The 20,761-nt window shown below is 70.9% G+C and carries 16 protein-coding genes; 9 read left to right on the top strand and 7 right to left on the bottom strand.

The features are described from left to right. Positions 1–13: 13 nt before the first annotated feature. The gene (locus KGD87_RS19450; RefSeq protein WP_284661742.1) at positions 14–790 is read right to left on the bottom strand and encodes a hypothetical protein; all 777 of its coding nucleotides are present in this window, start codon (positions 788–790) and stop codon (positions 14–16) included. 122 nt (positions 791–912) lie between these two features. Between KGD87_RS19450 and KGD87_RS19445 the strand changes: the two genes are divergently transcribed. After that, complete coding sequence (locus KGD87_RS19445; protein WP_284661740.1) at positions 913–3,117, top strand: DPP IV N-terminal domain-containing protein; 2,205 nt, start codon at positions 913–915, stop codon at positions 3,115–3,117. Positions 3,118–3,223: 106 nt separating this feature from the next. On the opposite strand, the gene KGD87_RS19440 is transcribed toward KGD87_RS19445, so the two are convergent. From KGD87_RS19440 to KGD87_RS19430, 3 genes are all read right to left on the bottom strand, one after another. After that, a complete protein-coding gene (locus KGD87_RS19440) occupies positions 3,224–3,430 on the bottom strand; it encodes a cold-shock protein (RefSeq protein WP_176421346.1) in 207 nt (68 codons plus the stop codon). A 157-nt stretch (positions 3,431–3,587) separates the two neighbouring features. Beyond that, on the bottom strand, positions 3,588–4,796 hold the full coding sequence (gene odhB, locus KGD87_RS19435) for a 2-oxoglutarate dehydrogenase complex dihydrolipoyllysine-residue succinyltransferase (protein ID WP_284661737.1): 1,209 nt from the start codon (positions 4,794–4,796) through the stop codon (positions 3,588–3,590). Beyond that, positions 4,786–7,677, bottom strand: coding sequence for a 2-oxoglutarate dehydrogenase E1 component (locus tag KGD87_RS19430; protein ID WP_284661736.1), 2,892 nt, complete (start codon positions 7,675–7,677; stop codon positions 4,786–4,788). The genes odhB and KGD87_RS19430 overlap by 11 nt, the downstream gene beginning before the upstream one ends. Positions 7,678–7,886: 209 nt before the next feature. Between KGD87_RS19430 and fabI the strand changes: the two genes are divergently transcribed. From fabI to KGD87_RS19390, 8 genes are all read left to right on the top strand, one after another. Further along, positions 7,887–8,705, top strand: a complete 819-nt coding sequence (gene fabI, locus KGD87_RS19425; RefSeq protein ID WP_284661734.1) for an enoyl-ACP reductase FabI — start codon at positions 7,887–7,889, stop codon at positions 8,703–8,705. A gap of 181 nt (positions 8,706–8,886) precedes the next feature. Next, positions 8,887–9,273: a response regulator gene (locus KGD87_RS19420; RefSeq protein ID WP_163784769.1), complete on the top strand. Its 387-nt coding sequence runs from the start codon at positions 8,887–8,889 to the stop codon at positions 9,271–9,273. Between the two features lie 5 nt (positions 9,274–9,278). Next, positions 9,279–10,145 carry a response regulator gene (locus tag KGD87_RS19415; RefSeq protein ID WP_284661730.1) on the top strand — a complete coding sequence of 289 codons (867 nt, stop codon included), beginning with the start codon at positions 9,279–9,281 and terminating at the stop codon, positions 10,143–10,145. Beyond that, complete coding sequence (locus tag KGD87_RS19410) at positions 10,142–11,380, top strand: CheR family methyltransferase (protein WP_284661729.1); 1,239 nt, start codon at positions 10,142–10,144, stop codon at positions 11,378–11,380. Before KGD87_RS19415 ends, KGD87_RS19410 begins: the two co-directional genes overlap by 4 nt. Then, entirely contained in the window at positions 11,377–11,925 is a 549-nt protein-coding gene (locus tag KGD87_RS19405) for a chemotaxis protein CheW (RefSeq protein WP_176419879.1), read from the top strand. Before KGD87_RS19410 ends, KGD87_RS19405 begins: the two co-directional genes overlap by 4 nt. After that, a complete protein-coding gene (locus tag KGD87_RS19400; RefSeq protein WP_284661727.1) occupies positions 11,915–14,059 on the top strand; it encodes a hybrid sensor histidine kinase/response regulator in 2,145 nt (714 codons plus the stop codon). The genes KGD87_RS19405 and KGD87_RS19400 overlap by 11 nt, the downstream gene beginning before the upstream one ends. Then, positions 14,056–15,123 carry a chemotaxis protein CheB gene (locus KGD87_RS19395; protein WP_284661726.1) on the top strand — a complete coding sequence of 356 codons (1,068 nt, stop codon included), beginning with the start codon at positions 14,056–14,058 and terminating at the stop codon, positions 15,121–15,123. Before KGD87_RS19400 ends, KGD87_RS19395 begins: the two co-directional genes overlap by 4 nt. Before the next feature lie 76 nt (positions 15,124–15,199). Further along, a complete protein-coding gene (locus KGD87_RS19390; protein WP_284661725.1) occupies positions 15,200–16,795 on the top strand; it encodes a methyl-accepting chemotaxis protein in 1,596 nt (531 codons plus the stop codon). Between the two features lie 81 nt (positions 16,796–16,876). On the opposite strand, the gene clpA is transcribed toward KGD87_RS19390, so the two are convergent. From clpA to KGD87_RS19375, 3 genes are read right to left on the bottom strand one after another with little or no spacing between them, the layout of a single operon-like run. Beyond that, a complete protein-coding gene (clpA, locus tag KGD87_RS19385) occupies positions 16,877–19,174 on the bottom strand; it encodes an ATP-dependent Clp protease ATP-binding subunit ClpA (protein ID WP_284661724.1) in 2,298 nt (765 codons plus the stop codon). Between the two features lie 3 nt (positions 19,175–19,177). Then, the gene (locus KGD87_RS19380; protein WP_011555974.1) at positions 19,178–19,501 is read right to left on the bottom strand and encodes an ATP-dependent Clp protease adaptor ClpS; all 324 of its coding nucleotides are present in this window, start codon (positions 19,499–19,501) and stop codon (positions 19,178–19,180) included. Positions 19,502–19,541: 40 nt separating this feature from the next. After that, positions 19,542–20,702 (bottom strand): GNAT family N-acetyltransferase, encoded by a 1,161-nt coding sequence (locus KGD87_RS19375; protein ID WP_284661722.1) that lies wholly within the window; start codon positions 20,700–20,702, stop codon positions 19,542–19,544. Positions 20,703–20,761: the final 59 nt, after the last annotated feature.

Raw genomic sequence — 20,761 nt, 5'->3', positions numbered from 1 at the left:
CGGACGGCGTGGCTCACGGGGGCTCGGTGTGTAGGAGCTCCCGGAACAGCACCTGGGCCGCGTCCCGGAACAAGTCCCCGGACGCGAGCAGCCCGCCGCAGTGGTGGGGCTCGCGCGCCAGCGTCAGCGCCACCGTCTTCTTCAGCACCGCGTCCCAGAAGGGCTCCGAGTCTTCTGGCAGCAGGAACTCGCGAATCACCTGCCGGGGCCAGGGGAGCACCGTCGTCGGGTCCGCGTCGCTCAGGGACGTGAAGCAGTCCAGGTCCACGTCCAGCAGCACCCGGCCGGCCGCGTCCAGCACGTCGCGCACGGCGTCGCCGGGGGCGGGGCGGCTGTAGGCCTCCGCGGCCCGGTCCACGGTGGACACGGCCACCAGCCGGTGGGGCCGGCCCCGGCTGTCCATGTAGGTGTCCTCCGTGAAGGCGCCACGGGGGCGGGCGCGGGCAATCAGCAGCGCGTCTCCCACCAGGCCCGCCTCCATGGCCGCGAGGATGTGGTCGTAGTTGCGCACGTCCAGCGCCCAGCGGGCGTGTTCGTCCAGCGCGCGCAGCCCGGCCGCCCGGTCCGGCACGGCCGCGGGGGCCCGGGGCACCACGGTGTCCAGGTGCCGGTCCAGCGTCACCAGCAGGGCGGGGCCCTCCGCGTCACCCAGGGCGCAGGCCCAGGCGGGGAGGGCGAGCCGGTGCGGGTCGAACACGTAGGCGTCCTTGGGGCCCCGCCCGCCGCCCAGGCCCAGCCGGATGACTCCGGCCAGGCGCAGGTGCCGCGGGGCGTCGTCTTCCGTTTCCATGGCGTCGGGAATCCTCCAGCAGCCCAGGCGTTTGCTCCGGCCGCGAGGCCGCCGAGTGTAGGCTGCTCCGCGCACCTTTCCACGAAAGGAGCCCCGCCCTCCCCGCGGGGACTCGACGACGCATGCGCCACGTCCTCACCGCCGCGCTCCTGCTAGCGAGCGCTTCGTCCTCCGCCCAGGAACTCAAGCCCCTGACCATGTCCCAGTCGCAGCGGAAGCAAGACCCCTTCCTGCGCCAGTTCTCGGAGACGCGCCGCTTCATGAGCGGCCGGCCCGGCGGCGTGCGCATCTCCCCCGACGAGAAGAGCGTCCTCTTCCTGCGCACCCAGCCCACGTCCAACGTGCAGACGCTCTACGCGTTCGACGTGGAGAGCGGGCAGACGCGGGAGCTGCTCACCCCCGAGGCCATCCTCCAGGGCGCCGAGGAGACGCTCACCCCCGAGGAGAAGGCCCGCCGTGAGCGCATGCGCGTCAGCGCCCGGGGCTTCACCAGCTACCAGGTGTCCGAGGACGGCAACCGCCTGCTGGTGCCCCTGTCCGGCCGCCTCTACGTGGTGGAGCGCGCCAGCGGCAAGGTGACGGAGCTGAAGACGGGCCCCGGCACGTTGGACCCGCGCTTCTCCCCGGACGGCAAGCAGGTGGCCTACGTGCGGGAGCACGACGTGTACCGCATCGACGTGGCCGCCAACCGCGAGCAGCGCGTCACCAAGGGCGGCACCGAGGCGAAGTCGCACGGCGTGGCCGAGTTCGTCGCCCAGGAGGAGATGGGGCGCTTCACCGGCTACTGGTGGAGCCCGGACGCGAAGTCCGTCGCGTACACGGAGGCGGACACGACGGACGTGGAGAAGCTCACCATCGTCGACGTCATGCACCCCGAGCGCGGCGGCGAGGACTTCGCGTACCCGCGCCCCGGCAAGGCCAACGCGAAGGTGCGGCTGGGCATCACCCCCGTCACCGGCGGGCGCACCGTGTGGGCGAAGTGGGACGCGGCGAAGTACCCGTACCTGGCCACCGTGACGTGGCCCAAGGGCGGCCCGCTCACCGTGCTGGTGCAGAACCGGGAGCAGACGGAGCAGCAACTGCTCGCGGTGGACCCGCGCACGGGCAAGTCGCGGGAGCTGCTGACGGAGAAGGACGACGCCTGGCTCAACCTGGAGCAGGCCTTCCCGCTGTGGCTGGAGGATGGCAGCGGCTTCCTCTGGTACACCGAGCGCAACGGCGGCCCGGAGGTGGAGCTGCGCAAGGCGGACGGCTCGCTGGCGCGCACCGTGGTGAAGCCGGCCGCGGGCTTCCGCTCGCTGGCGCGCTACCTCCACCAGGACGGCACGCTCTACTTCAACGGCGGCCCCAACCCCACGCAGAGCCACCTGTGGCGCGTGAAGGCTGGCGGCGCCCCTGAGAAGGTGACGGCGGGGCTCGACATCGAGTCGGGCGCGGTGTCCAAGAGCGGCGGGCTGGCGGTGGTGCATGGGCAGGGCCTCAAGGCCATGCCCAAGGTGCTGGTGGTGCGCGCGGACGGCACGCGCGTGGGCGAGCTGCCCTCGGTGGCGCAGGAGCCGCCCTACACGCCCAGCGTGGAGCAGCGGCAGGTGGGCCCCGAGCGCTTCTGGACGTCCCTGGTGCGCCCGCGCGACTTCAAGCCCGGAAAGAAGCTGCCCGTCATCGTCGAGGTGTACGGCGGCCCCACCACCACCGTGGTCCACCAGAGCATGGCCGCGCACCTGATGTCGCAGTGGGTGGCGGACCAGGGCTTCCTCGTGGTGAAGATTGACGGCCGCGGCACCCCGCTGCGCGGCGCGAAGTGGGAGCGCGAGGTGAAGGGCGACTTCTCCGGCGTCACGCTGGAGGACCAGGTCGCCGCGCTCCAGGCGCTGGCCAAGGAAGTCCCGGAGCTTGATTTGTCCCGCGTGGGCATCTCCGGCTGGAGCTTCGGCGGGTACATGTCCGCGCTGGCCGTGCTCAAGCGCCCGGACGTCTTCAAGGCCGGCGTGGCCGGCGCCCCGGTGGTGGACTGGCTGGACTACGACACCCACTACACCGAGCGCTACCTGGGCGTGCCGCAGCAGCGCCCGGAGGCCTACGAGAAGAGCTCGCTCCTGACGTACGCGAAGCAGGACAAGCCCATGGGCAAGCTGCTGCTCATCCACGGCACCGCGGACGACAACGTCTACTTCTTCCACACGCTGAAGCTGAGTGACGCGCTCTTCCGCGCCGGCAAGCCGCACGACTTGCTGCCGCTGAGCGGCCTGACGCACATGGTGCCCGACCCGCTCGTCACCGAGCGCCAGTGGGAGCGCGTCATGGACCACTTCAAGCGCCACCTGTAGGCCGCGCGGCCCCCCGGGGCTCGGAATAAACAGAGGCCCGGTCCCCAGGTGGTGGGGCCGGGCCTCTTGTCATCGGCCAGTCCGGACGGAGTGGCTGACGGACGCGCTAGCTGGCGGCGCGGACGTTCTGCGCCTGCAGGCCCTTGGGGCCACGGGTGACCTCGAACTCCACCTTCTGCCCCTCCTGGAGGGTGCGGAAGCCATCCATGTTGATGGCGGTGTGGTGGCAGAACACGTCCTCACCACCGCCGTCCTGGGTGAGGAAGCCAAAGCCCTTCGCGTCGTTGAACCACTTCACGGTACCGGTTGCCATTGCACGTCCTTCAGTCTTGCGGGGCGGCGCGAGGAGAGCCGCCCGTTCTTCCCGCCCCCCGACAACCGGGAGACACTCCCAGTTGTAGTGAAACGGCCGGCTGGAAGTCCAGCCGGCCGCCCGGAATGAAAGTCTTGCCCGGCTGCCGGGCCTGACGTCAGACGTCCAGGAGCAGCCGCTCCGGGTCCTCGATGCACTCCTTCACGCGCACCAGGAACTGCACGGCCTCGCGGCCGTCGACCAGCCGGTGGTCGTAGGTGAGCGCGACGAACATGATGGGCCGAATCACGACCTGGCCGTCGCGGGCCACGGGGCGCTCGACGATGTTGTGCATGCCCAGGATGCCCGTCTGCGGCGGGTTGAGGATGGGCGTGGACAGCATGGAGCCGAAGATGCCGCCGTTGGTGATGGTGAAGGTGCCACCCTGGAGGTCGGCCAGGGCCAGCTTGTCATTGCGCGCCTTGGTGCCCAGCTCGCCCACGGACTTCTCCAGCTCCGCCAGGCCCTGCTTGTCCGCGTTGCGCACCACCGGCACCACCAGACCGCGGCTGCCGCTGACGGCCACGCCGATGTCGTAGTAGTGCTTGAAGATGACGTCCTCGCCGTCAATCTCCGCGTTGATTTGCGGGAAGGCCTTGAGGGCCTCGACGGAGGCGCGGAGGAAGAAGCTCATGAAGCCGAGCTTCACGCCGTGCTTCTGCTGGAACTTGTCGTTGTACTTCTTGCGCAGGGCCATCACCTCGCCCATGTCCACCTCATTGAAGGTGGTGAGCATGGCGGCGGTGGACTGGGCCTGGATGAGGCGCTCGGCCACGCGCTTGCGCAGCGGCGTCATCCGCACGCGCTCCTCGCGGGCGGCGTTCGGGCGGGGACCGGTGGGCTGCGCCGGGGCGGCGGGGGCCTGGGCGGGCGCGGCCGGGCGGTTGAGCTGACCCAGCACGTCGTCCTTGTGCACGCGGCCACCGGCGCCGCTGCCCTTCACCTGGGAGAGGTCCACCCGGTTCTCCTCGGCCACCTTGCGCGCGGTGGGCGTGGCGCGCGCATCGGACGCGGCGGGCGCCTCCGCGGCGGCGGGAGCGGGGGCGGCAGCCGGAGCCGCGGCGGCGGGACTGGCGGCGGGAGCGCCGGCGCCCGCCTCGATGAGGCCCAGCACCTCGCCCACGCGGACCTTGTCGCCCTCCTGGAAGGCGATGCTGGACAGCGAGCCCGCGGACGGGGCCGGAACGTCAATGGTGACCTTGTCGGTCTCCAGGACGACGAGCGGCTCGTCGGCGCTGACGGCCTCGCCTTGCTTCTTGTTCCACTTGCCGACGACGGCTTCGGTGATGGATTCGCCCAGGGGGGGCACCTTGATTTCAACGGCCATGCTTGGTCCCTCGGAGGATGGCTTCCTCGATGATGAGCTGCTGCTCGTATTCGTGTGTCTTGGGGAAGCCCGTGGCGGGGCTGGCGGCTTCGGCGCGACCGATGTAGCCGATCTTCACCTGCTGCTTCGACTGCGTGGAGGCCAGGTCGTGCAGGCGGGGGAACATGAAGTGCCACGCGCCGGCGTTGCGCGGCTCTTCCTGCACCCACAGCAGCTCGGCCAGCTTCGGCATCTTCGCGATGAGCCCCGAAAGCACGTCAGCGGCGAACGGGTAGAGCTGCTCCAGCCGGACGATGGCGATGCTTTCGTCCTTGCGCTCGTCCCGCGCCTTTACCAAGTCGTAGTACACCTTGCCGCTGCACAAGAGCAGCCGCGTCACGCCCGCCGGGTCCACCCGGTCCAGGATGACTTCCTGGAAGGTGCCCGTGGCCAGCTCGTCCACCTTGCTGGTGGCCTCCGGCCGGCGCAGCAGGCTCTTGGGCGACATGATGACCAGCGGCTTGCGCACCGGGCGCAGCACCTGGCGGCGCAGCAGGTGGAAGATCTGCGCGGGCGTGGTGGGGTAGCAGACCTGGATGTTGTCCTCGGCGCACAGGTTCAGGAAGCGCTCCAGGCGCGCGCTGGAGTGCTCCGGGCCCTGGCCTTCGTAGCCGTGCGGCAGCAGCAGGGTGAGGCCGCTGAGGCGGCGCCACTTGCTCTCACCGGCGGCGATGAACTGGTCGATGATGATCTGCGCGCCGTTGCCGAAGTCGCCGAACTGCGCTTCCCAAACCGTCAGGCCGTCCGGCACGTCCAGGCTGTAGCCGTACTCGAAGCCGAGCACGCCCATCTCCGACAGCGGGCTGTTGTAGACGTGGAAGCCGTTCTTTCCCTTGCCGCTGACGAACTGGCGCAGCGGGACGAACTTCTCGCCCGTCTTCACGTCATGCACCACCGCGTGGCGGTGGCTGAAGGTGCCGCGCTCGCTGTCCTGGCCGGTGATGCGGATGTTGTAGCCCTCGGAGAGCAGCGTGGCGTAGGCCAGCGACTCGCCCTCGCTCCACTGCAGCTCGCCGCTGTCCAGCATGCCCAGGCGCTTCTTGATGACCGTGCGCTCCACGTCGCGGTGGACGTTGAAGCCCTCCGGCAGCGTGGACAGCTTGCGCAGCGCATCGCACAGCACCTGCTTGTCCACCGCGGTGGACACGTCCGCCGCGCTCTTCAGCGAGCCGCCCTGGTAGGGCTTCCACAGGCCCTCCAGCGCGCTGGGCTCCTTGAACTGGCTCTCCTGGCGCGCGCGGGTGAGCGCCGCGTCGAAGTCCTGCTGGCACTTCTGCTTGATGGCCTCGGACTCCTCGGCCGGAATCTTGCCCTGCTCCGCCAGCTTCGCCGCGTAGCGCGTGCGCACCGTCGGGTGCTTGCGGATGATGTCGTACATCGCCGGCTGCGTGAAGGCGGGCTCGTCACCCTCGTTGTGGCCGTAGCGGCGGTAGCAGACCAGGTCGATGACGACGTCCGTCTTGAACGTCTGGCGGTACTCGGCCACCAGCTTCGCGATGTGGACGCAGGCCTCTGGATCATCCCCGTTCACGTGGAAGATGGGGATGTCCAGCATCTGCGCGATGGCGGTGGCGTAGAGGGACGAGCGCGAGTCATGCGGGTCGGTGGTGAAGCCGACCTGGTTGTTGATGACGACGTGGACCGTGCCGCCCGTGGTGTAGCCCTTGAGACCGGACAGGTTGAGCGTCTCCGGCACGACGCCCTGGCCGATGAAGGCCGCGTCGCCGTGGATGAGCAGCGGCATCACGCTGGTGCGCTCGGTGTCGCCGGCGCGGTCCTGCTTGGCGCGCACGCGGCCCTCCACCACCGGGTCCACCGCTTCCAGGTGGCTGGGGTTGAAGGCCAGCGACAGGTGCAGCTTGCGGCCCTGGCGCGTGGTGTGGTCCGACGAGAAACCCATGTGGTACTTCACGTCGCCGCGGCCCAGGTAGGCCTGCGGGTTGCGGGGCCCGTCGAACTCGCTGAAGATCTGATCCGGCTGCTTGCCCAGGATGTTCGTCAGCACGTTGAGGCGGCCGCGGTGGGCCATGCCGATGACGATTTCCTTCAGGTTCATGCCGGTGGCCACTTCGCCCAGCGCGTCCAGCATGGGGATGAGCGCCTCGCCGCCGTCCAGGCTGAAGCGCTTGGCGCCCACGTACTTGGTGTGGAGGAAGTGCTCGAAGCCCTCCGCGTAGGACAGCTTGGTGAGGATGTGCCGGCACTCGTCCGGGGAGAGGTCGGTGCGGTTCTCGTTGGACTCCATCCGGTGCATCAGCCAGCGGCGGCGCTGGCTGTCGAGCATGTGCATGTACTCGACGCCGATGGTGTCCGTGTACGTGCGGCGCAGGCGCGCCAGCAGGTCCGCCAGGCGCACGCGCTGCTCGCCGAACACGCCGTTGGTCTCCACGCGCTGCTCGGCCTCGGCGTCCGTGAAGTGGCTGTCATCCACCAGGGCCACGTCCGCCACGTGCTCCAGCGCCGGGCGCGGACGGCCGAGCGGATCCAGCTTCGCGCGCAGGTGGCCGCGCAGGCGGAAGGCGAAGATGACGTGGTCCACGCGCGCCTGCAGCGAGATGTCCTGGGCCGTCTGACCGGGCGCGGCCACCGGGGCGGCCTGCGCCGCCGCCGCGGGCTGGGCCTTCGCCGCGGCGCCCTTGCCGCCGCCCTGGGTCGCCGCTGGAGCCGGTACCGGCTCCAGCAGCCGGGTGCTGAAGATGGGTCGGCCGGCGCCGTTGCTGCGGTCGAAGACCTCCCGCCAGCTCGCATCCACGCTGGCGGGGTCCTCCAGATAACGGGCGTAGAGGCCCTCGATGAAGTCGATGTTGGCGCCGGAAAGGAACGTGTCCTGGAAATTCGCCATGGCGGTGTCGTCTTTTACTGGATGGGCGCCCCGTTGGGGGGTTTTCGCAGCAACTTTTGTAGCGCCGGCCCGCTGCCCGATAAGCCGCACCCCTTGCCGTGGAGCAGGTGGATTCATGCCCCGGGTGAGCGCAACTTCAACCGTTCCATCCAGAAGGAATGGTAGAGAACGCGTTTCCTGTCTCCCCTTTCCGCAACGAGGCTGTCTCCATGCTGCTCCAAGGCAAGAAGCTGCTCATCACCGGAGTGCTCACGCCTCAGTCCCTGGCCTACGGCATCGCCGAGCACGCGCTGGCACAGGGCGCCGAGGTCCTCCTCACCGGCTTCGGTCGGGCCAGGTCCCTCACCGAGCGGAGCGCCAGGCGCCTCAAGCCGGGGCTGGAGGTGCTGGAACTGGACGTCTCCAACTCCGCCCACTTCCCCGCGCTCACGGACGCTTTGCGCCAGCGTTGGGACCGGGTGGACGGTGTGTTGCACTCCATCGCCTACGCGCCCGAGGATGCTTTGGGTGGCAACTTCCTCAACACCCCGTGGGAGAGCGTGCAGACGGCGTTCCGCATCTCCACCTTCTCGCTGAAGGAGCTGTCGGTGGCGTGCCTGCCGCTGATGACGCAGGGCGGTTCCATCGTCACGCTGGACTTCGACAACCGCGTCGCCTGGCCCATCTACGACTGGATGGGGGTGTGCAAGGCGGCGCTGGAGTCCACGGTGCGCTATCTGGCGCGCGATCTGGGCCCCAAGGGCATCCGCGTCAACGCGCTGGCCGCCGGGCCGCTGGCCACCATCGCCGCGAAGGGAATTCCAGGCTTCAAGGCCCTGGAGCGTGGCTGGAGCCAGCAGGCCCCCCTGGGCTGGAGCTCCAAGGACAGCCACGACCTGGTGGCCCGCACCGCATGTGCTCTGCTGTCGGACTGGCTGCCCTCCACCACCGGCGAAATGATCCACGTGGACGGTGGCTACCACGCCATTGGCGCCCCTCCGGCGACGCCGGACGCGGACGAGCTCCCGCCCAAGCCGGCCGGCGAGTAGTCCCCCCCGGGAGCATCTGGACCCAGGGGGAGGCGCCCTGAGGTCATCCGACACCTGCCTGCCCGGACGGATGCCGGGCCGGACCGCCCCCTGTTCTCACGTGAGCGCCCTCACGGTAGAGTCGTGAACGTTTCGCAGGGCTCTCCGCGCGTCGCGGGGCCTGCGCAGGAGCCGCCGCACAGTGAGCACCCACAGCACCAACGTCTTGCTGGTGGACGACAGCCCGACGGTTCGCAACATCGTCAAGATCTACCTGATGAACCTCAAGGTCTCGACGCTCGAAGCCGACGATGCGACCCGGGGGCTGCAGATTCTCCGGCTGGTGCCGGTGAGCCTCGTCATCGCGGACATCAACATGCCGGGGATGGACGGCATCACCTTCGTCAAGGAGGTGCGCGCCAGCGCGATGCCGCAGGTGCGCTCGGTGCCCATCCTGCTGCTGACGGCGGAGAAGAACGTGGACCTGCGTCAGCGTGGCACCGAGGCCGGCGCCAACGCCTTCATCCAGAAGCCGGTGTCCCACCACGAGCTGACGGAAACGGTCCGCCAGTTCCTCGCGAAGGCCTGACCGCCGTGAGCCTGCCGTCCCTGCTGCTCGTCGACGACAGTGATGCGATTCTCGCGCTGGAGCGGGCCATCCTCTCCGGCCACTACACCATCCACACCGCCAGCAACGGCCGCGAGGCCCTGGAGAAGGTGGGGCGCCTGCGTCCGGTGGCGGTGTTGCTCGACTTGTCCATGCCGGAGATGGACGGCGACGAGGTCCTCCAGCGGATGAAGGCGGATCCGGCCACGGCCGACATCCCCGTCATCATCATCTCCTCGGAGAAGTCCCGCGCGGAGGCGTGCCTGGGGCTGGGCGCGGAGGCCTTCCTGGCCAAGCCGTTCCGCGCGGCGGAGCTGCTGCAGACGGTGGGCGAGGCCATGACGAGCGCGCGGCAGCGGGCGCGCACGGGCTCGCTGCTGGTGCTGCGCGTGACGGTGGGCGAGCTGGAGTTCGCCATTCCGCTGGACGCGGTGCGGGAGGTGCTGCTGCACCCGGCGACCCGGCCGCTGCCCACCGGGCCGGCGTACCTGCGCGAGTACGTGGAGGTGCGGGGCGCGGCGCTGTGCGTGCTGGACGTGGCGCGCCGGCTGAGCGTGGAGCACAAGCTGACGCGCGTGGAGCGCATGCTCGTCGTCATCGAGGCGGAGGGCGTGTCGCTGGCGCTCGCCGTGGACACGGTGAAGGACCCCGAGGAGTACGCGGCGGCGGACATCGACCGGCGCGAGCGCGTGGGCGGCGCCGACCATGGTCCGCTGCGCGATGGGCTCATCGGCATGCTGCGGTCGGGAGGGCGCTCGCTGCCCATCCTGGATCCGCGGGTATTCATCGCGCGGGGGCTCCTGCGGGAGCTGCCCGCGATGCTCGAGGCCGCGGAGGCCGGGCGGAACGCATGAGCGGAGCGCTCGACCCGCGGCTGCTGGCCCGCGCGCGGGAGGTGGTGGCCAGCATCACTGGCTTTCGCAATGACGCCATCGCCGCCGAGGCGGTGGAGCGCGTCGTCCGCGCGGAGCTGACCCGCGGGCGCACCGCGCCCGACCTGCTGGGCGAGCTGCTCCACCCCGTCTCCCACCTGGGCACCGCGCTGGTGAAGGCCGTCCTGGTGGGGGAGACGTACTTCTTCCGCCACCCGGAGCACTTCCGCTTCATCTCCCACGCGGCCGTGCCCGCGGCGCTCCAGCGTGGCGCCCTGGCCCTGCGGGGCTGGAGCGCGGGCTGCGCGTCCGGCGAGGAGGCGTATTCGCTGGCCGCGTGTCTCCAGGCGTCTTTGCCGCACGGCTTTCCGGTGGAGGTGCTGGGCACGGACCTCCACGAGGCCAGCCTGGAGGCGGCGCGCCGCGCCACCTACGGGACGTGGTCCCGCCGCGAGTCCGCGCCGCGCCTCTTCCCGCTCTACTCGGAGACGGGCGAGCGCGAGGTCGCCATCCTTCCCCCTGTCCGCCGCATCACCACCTTCGCCCAGGCGAACCTGCTGGCGCCGCTGCCCGAGCGCTTCGGCCGCTTCGACTTCATCCTCTGCCGCAACGTGCTGACCTACTTCACTCCCGCCGCGCGTGACGCGGCCATCTCCCTCCTGTCGCGCACGCTCAACCCCGGCGGCTGGTTGTTCCTGGGCGCCGTGGAGGTGGACCGCGTCCCCGCGGGCATGGTCCGCGAGGGGCCGCCGGAGCTGCAGGCCTTCCGCCTCCTCACGCCGGAGGAGCTGAACGCCCGCGCCTCCGCCGCGTCGCGCGCCGCCGCCCGCGCCCATCCGGTGGCGGCGCCGTCCCGCCGTCCGGTGGCGCCGCTGATGCCCGCGCCGGCGCGCGAGGTGCCCGTGGCGCCGCCGCCGCCCACGCGGCTGCACCTGAACGCGCTGGAGCGCATCGAGGAAGGCGACGAGGCGGGCGCGTCCTCCGTGCTGGAGGCCCTGGTCCGCCAGGCGCCGGACTATCTGCCGGGGCTGCTGGAGCTGGCCCTGCTGCGGGAGCGCTCCGGGGCGCGGGAGGGCGCGGTGCCGCTGATGCGCACCCTGCGCTCGCGCGCCGAGCGGCTTCCACCCGACCAACTCGTGGAGGGGCCAGAGGCCCTGCCCGCGCGTTTCTACCAGGCGTCCGCTGACGCCTACCTCAACCAGGGCGCGCTCGAATGAAGGTCACCCCGCGGACGTTGGAAGAGGCCCAGGAGGCCGAGGCGCGCGAGCTGTTGGAGCGGCGCGCGTCCCGCCTGCGAGAGCAGGGGGAGAACACCGTCGAGGAGGCGGTCCACTGGATTGCCGAGTTTCCCCTCGGTGAGGAGCGCTACGCGCTCTCCCTGGAGTCGCTGCGCGCCGCGCTGCCCCTGAAGATGGTGTCGCCGGTGCCGCTGTCGGCGCCGCACGTCGTCGGGGTGCTGCGCTTCCAGGGCCAGGTGCTGGCCGCGCTCAGCCTGGCGTCGCTGCTGGGCGGCCACGGCTGGCGGCAGGACCCGGCGGTGCTGCTGGTGGTGGACCGCGGAGACGGCGAGCTGTGCGCGCTGGACTGCGAGGCCATCCCCCGGCCCACCACGCTGCCCATGAGCGCGGTGGAGGCCGCGCGGGCGCGCGCGGAGGGGGCGGTGATGGAGGTCTTCACGCAGGACCGGCAGCTCATCCACCTCATCGACCTGAAGCGACTGTTCTCCGCCACGCGCGGCACGGGAGCCCGTCATGCCCGTTGATCCGATGCTGCAGGGGCTCGTCGCGGGCTTCGCCGTCGAGGCCCAGGAAGTGGTCCAGAAGGTCACCATGGACCTGCTGGAGCTGGAGCGCGAGGGCCTGGAGATGGACGCCCTCACCAGGCTCTACATCCGGCTGGGCCGTCACCTGCACACCCTGAAGGGGAGCGCCGCCTCGCTGGGCATGCAGGACCTGAGCGACATCGCCCACAAGCTGGAGGACGCGCTCGCCCCGCTGAAGGCCCACCCGCGGAAGATGCCGCGGTCGGTGGTGGACATCCTGCTCCACGGCCTGGACCTCTTCCTGCTCCGCGCGCAGGCCCACGCGGATGGGCGTGGGGACGCGCTGCCAGACCCGGCCGCCGCCCTGGCGCAGCTGGTGGCGGACGCGCCGCCGCCCGACGAGGCCGCGGCCATGGTCGCCGCCTCCGGGGCGGAGGCCGCCGTCGCCGCGCCGGCCGCGCCCGCGGAGCCCGTGTCCGTGCCAGACGCGCTGCCGGAGTCCGCGGACGCGGGCTGGCGGGTGTCGTCGTGGCAGGTGACGTCGCTGATGCGCGAGGTGGAGCGCCTGCGCGAGGTGCGCCTGCGCGTGGAGGAGCGGGGCCGCGAGCTGGAGCGGGTGGCCGTGCTGCTCGCGAAGGAGGGGCTGCTGGCGGAGACGGCGGAGGCGCGCACGGCGCTGTCCGGCACCGCGCGCTCGCTGCGCACCGACGGCGAGGAGACGAGTGACATCGTCGACGCGCTGGAGGACGGCCTCAAGGCCATCACCACGCGCCCGGTGCGCACCATCCTGGACCCGCTCCAGCGCATGGTGCGCGACCTGTCCCGCCAGCTGGGCAAGGAGGCGCGGCTGTCGGTGGTGGGCGCGGAGGTGTCACTGGACCGGCGCCTGCTGGAGAAGCTGCAGGGCGCGCTGGTGCACCTGCTGCGCAACGCCGTGGACCACGGGCTGGAGCTGCCGGCGGACCGCGAGCGCGCGGGCAAGCACCACGAGGGCGCGCTCACCCTGCGCGTGGAGCAGCAGGGCAACCTGCTCTACCTGGAGGCGTCCGACGATGGTGCCGGCATCGACGTGGAGGTGGTGCGCCGCCTGGCCGAGCAGCGCGGCGTCGTCACGCCGGAGGAGACGGCGCGCCTCAACGAGAACCAGCTGCGGGACCTCATCTTCCGGCCCGGCTTCAGCACCCGCACGGACGTGACGGACACGTCCGGCCGCGGCGTGGGGCTGGACGCGGTGCGCGCGTCGGTGGAGGGGCTGCAGGGCCGCATCGAGGTGGCGAGCACGCCGGGGCAGGGCACGCGCTTCATGCTGACGCTGCCCACGGACCTGGGCAGCTCCCCGGTGCTGGTGGTGCGCGTGCTGGAGCAGCTGGTGGGCCTGCCGATGCTGGCGGTGGAGGCCACGCAGCTGGCGCGCGCGGAGTCGCTGCGCCTGGGCAAGCGCCGGGCGCACCTGGAGTACCAGGGGCAGCTGTTGTCGGTGGTGGACCTGGGGGCGCGGCTGGGCCTGCGCGCCCTGGCGCCGCCGGCCGAAGGGCAGCCGCTGCTCATTGTCCAGAGCGGTGGCAAGCGCGTGGCGCTGGTGGTGGACGCGGTGGTGGGGGACAGAGATTTGGTCATCCGCCCGCTGCCCTCGGAGGTGCGCGACGTGCCGGCCTGGCAGGGCGCGGCCACGCTCAGCCGCGGTGAGCTGCTGCTCATCTGCCGCCCGGACTGGCTGGTGACGGAGACGGTGCAGGCGCAGGTGTCGGCGCAGCGGCGCGCGCTGGTGGTGGACGACTCGCTGACCGCGCGGGCGCTGCACCGGGCCATGCTGGAGGCGGGCGGCTTCACGGTGCACCTGGCGGCCAGCGGGGCCCGGGGCCTGGACCGGCTCCAGTCGGACACCTACGACGTCGTCATCTGCGACCTGGACATGGAGGAGATGGACGGCATCCAGCTCATCGCGAAGCTGCGTGAGCGCCCGGAGACGGCGTCGCTGCCCGTCATCCTCGTCTCCGCGCATGACAGCGCGGTGGCGCGTGAGCGGGGCCTGAAGGCGGGCGCGGACGGCTACCTCAGCAAGCGCGAGTGCGCCGCGGGCCGGCTGCTGGCGGAGGTGCTGGACGTCATGAGCCGCCGGGGGAGTCGCGCGTGAGCGACAAGCGGCCCATCCGGGTCCTCGTGGTGGACGACTCGCCCACCATGGCGAACATGCTGACGGCCCTCCTCACGGAGGAGCCGCGCATCGAAGTCGTGGGCCGCGCGGGAGACGGCAACCGCGCCGTGCAGCTGGCGCGCCTCTTGCGCCCCGATGTCATCACCATGGACCTGCTGCTGCCCGGCCTGGATGGACCGGGGGCCATCGCCGCCATCATGTCCCAGTCCCCCGCGCGCATCCTCGTGGTGAGCGCGGTGGCGGAGCAGCGCGGCGTGGACCTGGGCTTCCAGGCGATGAGCGCCGGCGCGCTGGAGCTCATCGGCAAGCCCAACGTGACGAACGCGGAGGAGCTGCGCCGCTGGGGCAAGGAGCTGGCGCACTCGGTGTGCCTGATGGCGGAGGTGCCCGTCATCTCCCGCCGGCCGCGCGCGGCCACCGCGCCGCCGCCGCCCACCGGCGCGCGGGTGGACATCTTCGGCGTGGTGGCCTCCACGGGCGGGCCGCCCGCGCTGGCGGACGTGCTGTCCAAGCTGCCGCGCTCGCTGCCGGTGCCGCTGCTCATCGCCCAGCACATCACCGTGGGCTTCACCCAGGGCATGGTGCGCTGGCTGTCCCAGGTGACGCCGCTGCAGGTGGCCATCGCCAGGGACGGCGAGCGGCTGGAGCCGGGCCGCGTGTACTTCCCGCTGGACGGGAACGACTTGCTGGTGGACGAGGCCGGGCTGGCGCGCCTGCAGCCCAGCCGGGGCGGACCGTGCCCCAGCGGGGATGTGATGCTGACGTCGCTGGCCTCCGCCTTTGGCCGGCGCAGCGGCGGGGTGGTGCTCACCGGCATGGGCGAGGACGGCGCGCGGGGCCTCCTGGCCATCCGCAGGGCGGGCGGCGTCACCTTCTCCCAGGACGAGGCGTCGTCGGTCGTCTTCGGCATGCCGCGCGCCGCGCTGGATGTGAAGGCCACCGACCAGGGCGTGCCCCTGGCCTCGCTGCCGGAGCTCATCCTCCAGAGCTGTACCTTCGCCCCCTTCCGGGGCGGACGCCCCGAGGGAGGTCCCACCCGGTGAGCCCCTCCCGTGCTTGTTTCGCCTGCCCGCCTCCGCGCGGGTGCCGTGCTGACGTCGTTTCCCCGGCGGTGATTCCGTGAGCCTCCCGCAACAATCCTTCGCCTCCCAGTGGTCGCAGCAGTTCCGCCAGTCGCTGGGGCTGGCGCCGAAGTTCGTGCTCGTCACGGCGCTCATCAGCGCGACGGTGGCCACCCTGCTCACCGGCATCGCCACGCGGCGGCTGGAGAGCGACCTGGCGGACAGCTACCTGGGGGCGGGGCGGCACGTGGCCCGCGGGCTGGCGGTGGCGGCGGAGCAGGGCGTGGCGACGGGCGCCAGCGCGCTCCAGCCCATGCTGGACGCCAGCGTGGGCCACTCGGACCTGGCCTATGCCTTCATCCAAGACTCGGCTGGCAACGTGGTGGCCCACACCTTCCCGGACGGCTTCCCGGACGCGCTGAAGGAGGCGGTCGCCACCGCGGGCGCGGGCGCGGTGCTGGAAGCGGACGCCGGGGGCCGCCGCCTGCGCGCCATGGACGTGGTGGCGCCGGTGGCCGGTGGCCGGCTGGGCTCGGTGCACGTGGGCGTGTCCAGGGACCACATTGACGGGCTGGTGTCCGCGCTGCGGGTGCGGATGGTGGGCTTCGCGGCGCTGCTGGTGGCCCTGGGCGTGGCGGTGTCCGCGCTGTTCGGCCGCAGCATCGTCGGGCCGCTGAAGAGCCTGACGGAGGTGGCCGGCCACATCGTGGAGTCCGGCGACTTGACGCGCCCCATCCAGGTGAAGAGCGGCGACGAGGTGGGCCGGCTGGCCAGCTCCTTCTCTCAGATGGTGGCGCGGCTGCGCGAGGTGACTGTCAACCTCCAGCAGGCGGCCGTGGCGCTCACCCAGTCCACCGAGCACTTGAATTCGTCTTCCACGGAGCAGGCGCAGACCATCTCCCGGCAGGCCGCGGCGCTGCAGGAGACGCAGGTGACGGCGCAGGAAATCAAGCAGACCTCCATGCTGGCCGCGCAGAAGGCGGAGAGCGTGCTGTCGGTGGCCGAGCGCGCCGACACGCTGGCCAAGTCCGGCGAGGCGTCGATTGAGCTCACCATGGCGGGGCTCAACGACATCCGCGCCCAGGTGGGGGAGATTGCCCAGAAAATCGTCGAGCTGGGCGAGCGCACGCAGCAGATTGGCGGAATCACCCAGACGGTGAAGGACCTGGCGGACCAGTCCAACATGCTGGCGCTCAACGCCGCCATCGAGTCCGTCCGCTCCGGCGAGCACGGCAAGGGCTTTGGCGTGGTGGCGCGGGAAATCCGCGCCCTGGCGGACCAGTCCATCGAAGCTACCACGCGCGTGCGCGAGCTGCTGGACGACATCGCCAGCCAGGTGGCGTTGGCGGTGCGAATCACGGAGCGCGGCGCTGAGCGCATGGAGTCGAGCCTGGCCCAGGTGCGCACCAGCGGGCAGAACCTGCGGGAGCTGTCCTCCATCGTCCAGGACAACGCCGCCGCCGTCCGGCAGATTGCCGCCGCCGTCAGCCAGCAGAACGTGGGCATCAACCAAATCACCCTGGCGGTGAACGACTTGTCCAAGATGATGGATGAGACGGTGGCCCGCATCGGCTCCACCGGCGAGGCCGCCACCACGCTGCAAATCGTCTCCGAGCAGCTCTCCAGCGCGGTGAAGAGCTACCGCGTCGAGTAGCGCTCCGGACGGACGAAGGCCCCGGCTCCCTCGGGAAGGGGACCGGGGCCTTGTCATGTCAGCCGCTGGCGCGGCCAGACGCTACGCCACGGCGGCGGCGGCGGGCTGCGTGCGCAGCTTGAGGCTTTCGCCGTCCACGTCGTAGTGGGCGGTGCCGCCATGCTTCAGGTCCCCGAAGAGGAGCGCCTCGGCGAGCGGCTTCTTCAGCGAGTTGTCCACCAGCCGGGCCATCGGCCGCGCGCCGAAGGCCGGGTCGTAGCCGTGCTCGGCCAGCCACGCGCGGGCGGCGGGCGTCAGCTCCAGCTTCACCTTCTTCTCGTCCAGCATCTTCTGGAGCAGGCGCACTTCCTTGTCCACCACCTTGAGGATGACCTCGGGCGGCAGGCCGGAGAAGAGAATCCACCCGTCCAGGCGGTTGCGGAACTCCGGCGTGAAGGTGCGCTCAATCGCCTTCTTCGCGCGGCTGGCGTCCACGGGCTTGGCGAGGTCGCCGAAGCCAATGGCCTTGGTGCTCATCTCCTGGGCGCCCGCGTTGGTGGTGAGGATGAGGACGATGTTGCGGAAGTCGGCCTTGCGGCCGTTGTTGTCCGTCAGCGTCGCGTGGTCCATCACCTGGAGCAGGATGTTGAAGAGGTCCGGGTGGGCCTTCTCGATTTCATCCAGCACCACCACCGCGTAGGGGTGCTTGCGCACGGCGTCCGTGAGCAGGCCGCCCTGGTCGAAGCCGACGTAGCCCGGCGGCGCGCCGATGAGCCGGCTCACCGTGTGCTTCTCCGAGTACTCGCTCATGTCGTAGCGCAGGAACTCCACGCCCAGCGACTGCGCCAGCTGCTTGGCCAGCTCCGTCTTGCCCACGCCCGTGGGGCCGGAGAAGAGGAACGAGCCAATGGGCTTCTCCGGCGCGCGCAGGCCGGAGCGGGCCAGCATGATGGCGCTGACCAGGTCCTTGATGGCCGAATCCTGCCCGAAGATGACGCCCTGGAGGTCCTTCTCCAGGCTCTGGAGCTGCACGCCCTCGCTGGCGGACACGCTCTTGGCGGGGATGCGCGCCATCTTCGCGACGACGGCCTCCACGTCCGCGCCGCTGACGGTGTTGGAGCGCTGGCCCTCCGGCTTGAGCCGCTCGGCCGAGCCCGTCTCGTCGATGACGTCGATGGCCTTGTCCGGCAGGAACCGGTCGTTGATGTGCTTGGCGGACAGCTCCGCCGCCGCGCGGATGGCCTCGGGCTGGTACTTCACCCCGTGGTGCTCCTCGTAGCGGCTCTTCAGCCCCTCCAGGATGAGGATGGTGTCCTCGACGGAGGGCTCGCTCACCTCCACCTTCTGGAAGCGGCGGGACAGGGCCCGGTCGCGCTCGAAGGCGGACTTGTACTCCTGGTATGTCGTCGACCCGATGCAGCGCAGCCGCCCGCTGGCCAGCGCGGGCTTGAGCAGGTTGGACGCGTCCATGGAGCCGCCACTGGTGGCGCCCGCGCCGACGATGGTGTGGATTTCGTCGATGAAGAGGATGGCGTTGGGCTGCTCCTTCAGGGCCTTGAGCACGCCCTTGAGCCGCTCCTCGAACTGGCCGCGAAACTTGGTGCCCGCCAAGAGCGCGCCCATGTCCAGCGAGTAGACGACGGCGTCCTTCAGCACCTCCGGCACGCGGCCTTCGTGGATGTGCAGCGCCAGCCCTTCCGCGATGGCCGTCTTGCCCACGCCCGCCTCACCCACGTAGAGCGGGTTGTTCTTCCGGCGGCGGCAGAGCACCTGGATGGTGCGCTCCAGCTCCTTCTCTCGGCCGATGAGCGGGTCGATGCGCCCCTCCTGGGCCTCGATGTTGAGCTGCACCGTGTAGGCCTCGAGCGGGCTCTTCTTCGGGGCCTCTGCCTCGTCGTCGTCGCCCATGGGGGCGGCGTGGCCGGCGCTCTCCTCGCCTTCACCCTCACCCTCGCCGTCCTTGGTGACGCCGTGGGAGATGTAGTTGAGCAGGTCCAGCCGGGTGACGCCCTCCTGCTGGAGCAGGTAGAGCGCGTGGCTCTCGTCCTCGCGGAAGAGGGCCACCAGCACGTCTCCACCGTCGATGAGCTTCTGCTCGGCGGACAGCGCGTGCATGGCGGCGCGGTGGAGCACCCGCTCCACGCCGATGGTCTGCTGCGGCTCTGCGTCCACGCCCTCCGGCAGGCGTTCAACCGTCTCCTCCAGGAAGGAGACCAGGCGCTCCTGGAGTTGCTTCACGTTGGCGCCGCACCCCTTCAAGACCTCGCGCGTGCGCGCGTCCCGGGTGAGCGCCAGGAGCAGGTGCTCCAGCGTCAGGTACTCGTGGCGCATCTTCCGCGCCTCGTCCAGGGCGGTGCGGAAGCTGGCCTGCAACTCTTTGGCAATCAGCGGTCCTGCCACGTTTCAACCTTCCTCGGGTTCCATGGAGAGCCGCAGCGGCATGTCGTTCTCCTGCGCCGCGGCCTCCACCGTCTGAATCTTCGTTTCGGCGACGTCGTACGTATAAACGCCGGCCACCCCGACACCGTTGTAATGAACGTGCAGCATGATCTGCACGGCATCCGTCTCCGACTTGTGGAAGACCTCCTTGAGCACGGCCACGACGAACTCCCGGGTCGTGTAGTTGTCGTTGTGCAGGAGCACCTTGTAGAGCGGCGGTTTCTTGAGCTTCTGCTTGGGGGCGGACTCCGTGATGACGGAGGTGTCGTGCTCATGCTTCTGCGCCATAAGTCGTTCGGACTCCCTTTGCTGAACGGGCGGGGGATTTTCAGTCCCCCTCCTTGAAACCAGTCTCCGCCCGCCACTGGGGCAGGCCTCCTTCGACGGCTGCCCGCTCGTGGGCCAGGAAGCCGCGCACGGCCTTGTCCATGCCCGGGTGGAGGAGCAGGTGCGCACTGTACGTGAGGTGTGGCTCGAAGCCCCGGGTGAGCTTGTGCTCTCCCCCCGCGCCCGGCTCGAAGCGCTCCATCCCGGAGGTGATGCCCTCCGAGAGTGGGTGGTACAGGCAGACGTTGAAGTGAAGGAAGGGGTGCTCCTCGAAGCAGCCCCAATAACGGCCATACAGAACGTTGGCACCCCTGAAGTTGAAGGCACCGGCCACCAGCCGGCCTTCCCGGCGGGCCTCCACCCACTCGCAGCGGTGCCGGAAGCGGGCGAGCATGCGCGCGAAGAAGTCCGGGGTGAGGAAGCGCTGGCCCCACGGATACTTGTCCACCGTGGCGGCGTACAGGCGGTGGACGGTGTCCGCGTCCACGTCCGCCAGCGCCTCCCCGCGCAGGGTGCGGACCTCGATGCCGTGCTCAGTCAATGCCCGCAGCTCCCGGCGCAGCTGGTTGCGGCGCTTGGCGTGGAAGCGGGCGAGGAAGTCCTCCAGCGTCCGGTAGCCCCGGTTACGCCAGTGGTACTGCACGCCCAGCCGCACGGCGAAGCCCTGGGCCTCCAGGACGGGCAGCTCCTCCTCGGTGGAGAACAGGACGTGGACGCCGGACAGGCGCTCGGCGCGGGCGAACTCCTGGGCGGCGGCGTACAGCTCCGCCTCGCGCGCGGCGCGGTCCTCGCCCGGGGCCACCAGCACGCGGCGCCCGGTGGCGGGGGTGAAGGGGACGGCGAGCACGAGCTTCGGGTAGTAGCGCAGGCCGGCGCGCTCGGCGGCGGTGGCCCAGGGGCTGTCAAAGACGAACTCCCCGTCGCTGTCGTCCTTGAGATAGGCGGGCGCGGCGGCCACCAGGCGCGAGCCGCGCCAGAGCGTCAGGTGCCGGGGGTGCCAGCCCCGCGCCGGCACCGCGCAGCCGCTCTCCTCCAGCGCGGCGAGGAACGTCCACTCCAGGAACGGCGTGGCCCGTGCGTCCACCAGCGCGTCCCACGTGGCGCGGGGGACGTCGGTGAGGGCGCGCAGGATGCGCAGCGTGGTGGGGAGCGGTGTCGACATCGTCGGAGCCTGGGCCAGGGCGAGCCTATAACGATGCGTACCCGCTGCTGCCACGCCTG

The organism is Myxococcus sp. SDU36 (assembly GCF_030168875.1).
Classification (GTDB): Bacteria; Myxococcota; Myxococcia; order Myxococcales; family Myxococcaceae; genus Myxococcus; species Myxococcus vastator.
The sequence above is the reverse complement of the archived record's forward strand: the minus strand, read 5'-3'. Positions and strand labels throughout refer to the sequence as shown.

Bases quoted from the DNA above. Each gene is read 5' to 3' on its own strand.
- fabI (WP_284661734.1), top strand. From the start codon at position 7,887: ATGCTGCTCCAAGGCAAGAAGCTGCTCATCACCGGAGTGCTCACGCCT.
- KGD87_RS19400 (WP_284661727.1), top strand. From the start codon at position 11,915: ATGCCCGTTGATCCGATGCTGCAGGGGCTCGTCGCGGGCTTCGCCGTC.
- KGD87_RS19430 (WP_284661736.1), bottom strand. From the start codon at position 7,677: ATGGCGAATTTCCAGGACACGTTCCTTTCCGGCGCCAACATCGACTTC.
- KGD87_RS19380 (WP_011555974.1), bottom strand. From the start codon at position 19,501: ATGGCGCAGAAGCATGAGCACGACACCTCCGTCATCACGGAGTCCGCC.
- odhB (WP_284661737.1), bottom strand. From the start codon at position 4,796: ATGGCCGTTGAAATCAAGGTGCCCCCCCTGGGCGAATCCATCACCGAA.
- KGD87_RS19375 (WP_284661722.1), bottom strand. From the start codon at position 20,702: ATGTCGACACCGCTCCCCACCACGCTGCGCATCCTGCGCGCCCTCACC.
- KGD87_RS19405 (WP_176419879.1), top strand. From the start codon at position 11,377: ATGAAGGTCACCCCGCGGACGTTGGAAGAGGCCCAGGAGGCCGAGGCG.
- KGD87_RS19410 (WP_284661729.1), top strand. From the start codon at position 10,142: ATGAGCGGAGCGCTCGACCCGCGGCTGCTGGCCCGCGCGCGGGAGGTG.
- KGD87_RS19445 (WP_284661740.1), top strand. From the start codon at position 913: ATGCGCCACGTCCTCACCGCCGCGCTCCTGCTAGCGAGCGCTTCGTCC.
- KGD87_RS19450 (WP_284661742.1), bottom strand. From the start codon at position 790: ATGGAAACGGAAGACGACGCCCCGCGGCACCTGCGCCTGGCCGGAGTC.
- KGD87_RS19440 (WP_176421346.1), bottom strand. From the start codon at position 3,430: ATGGCAACCGGTACCGTGAAGTGGTTCAACGACGCGAAGGGCTTTGGC.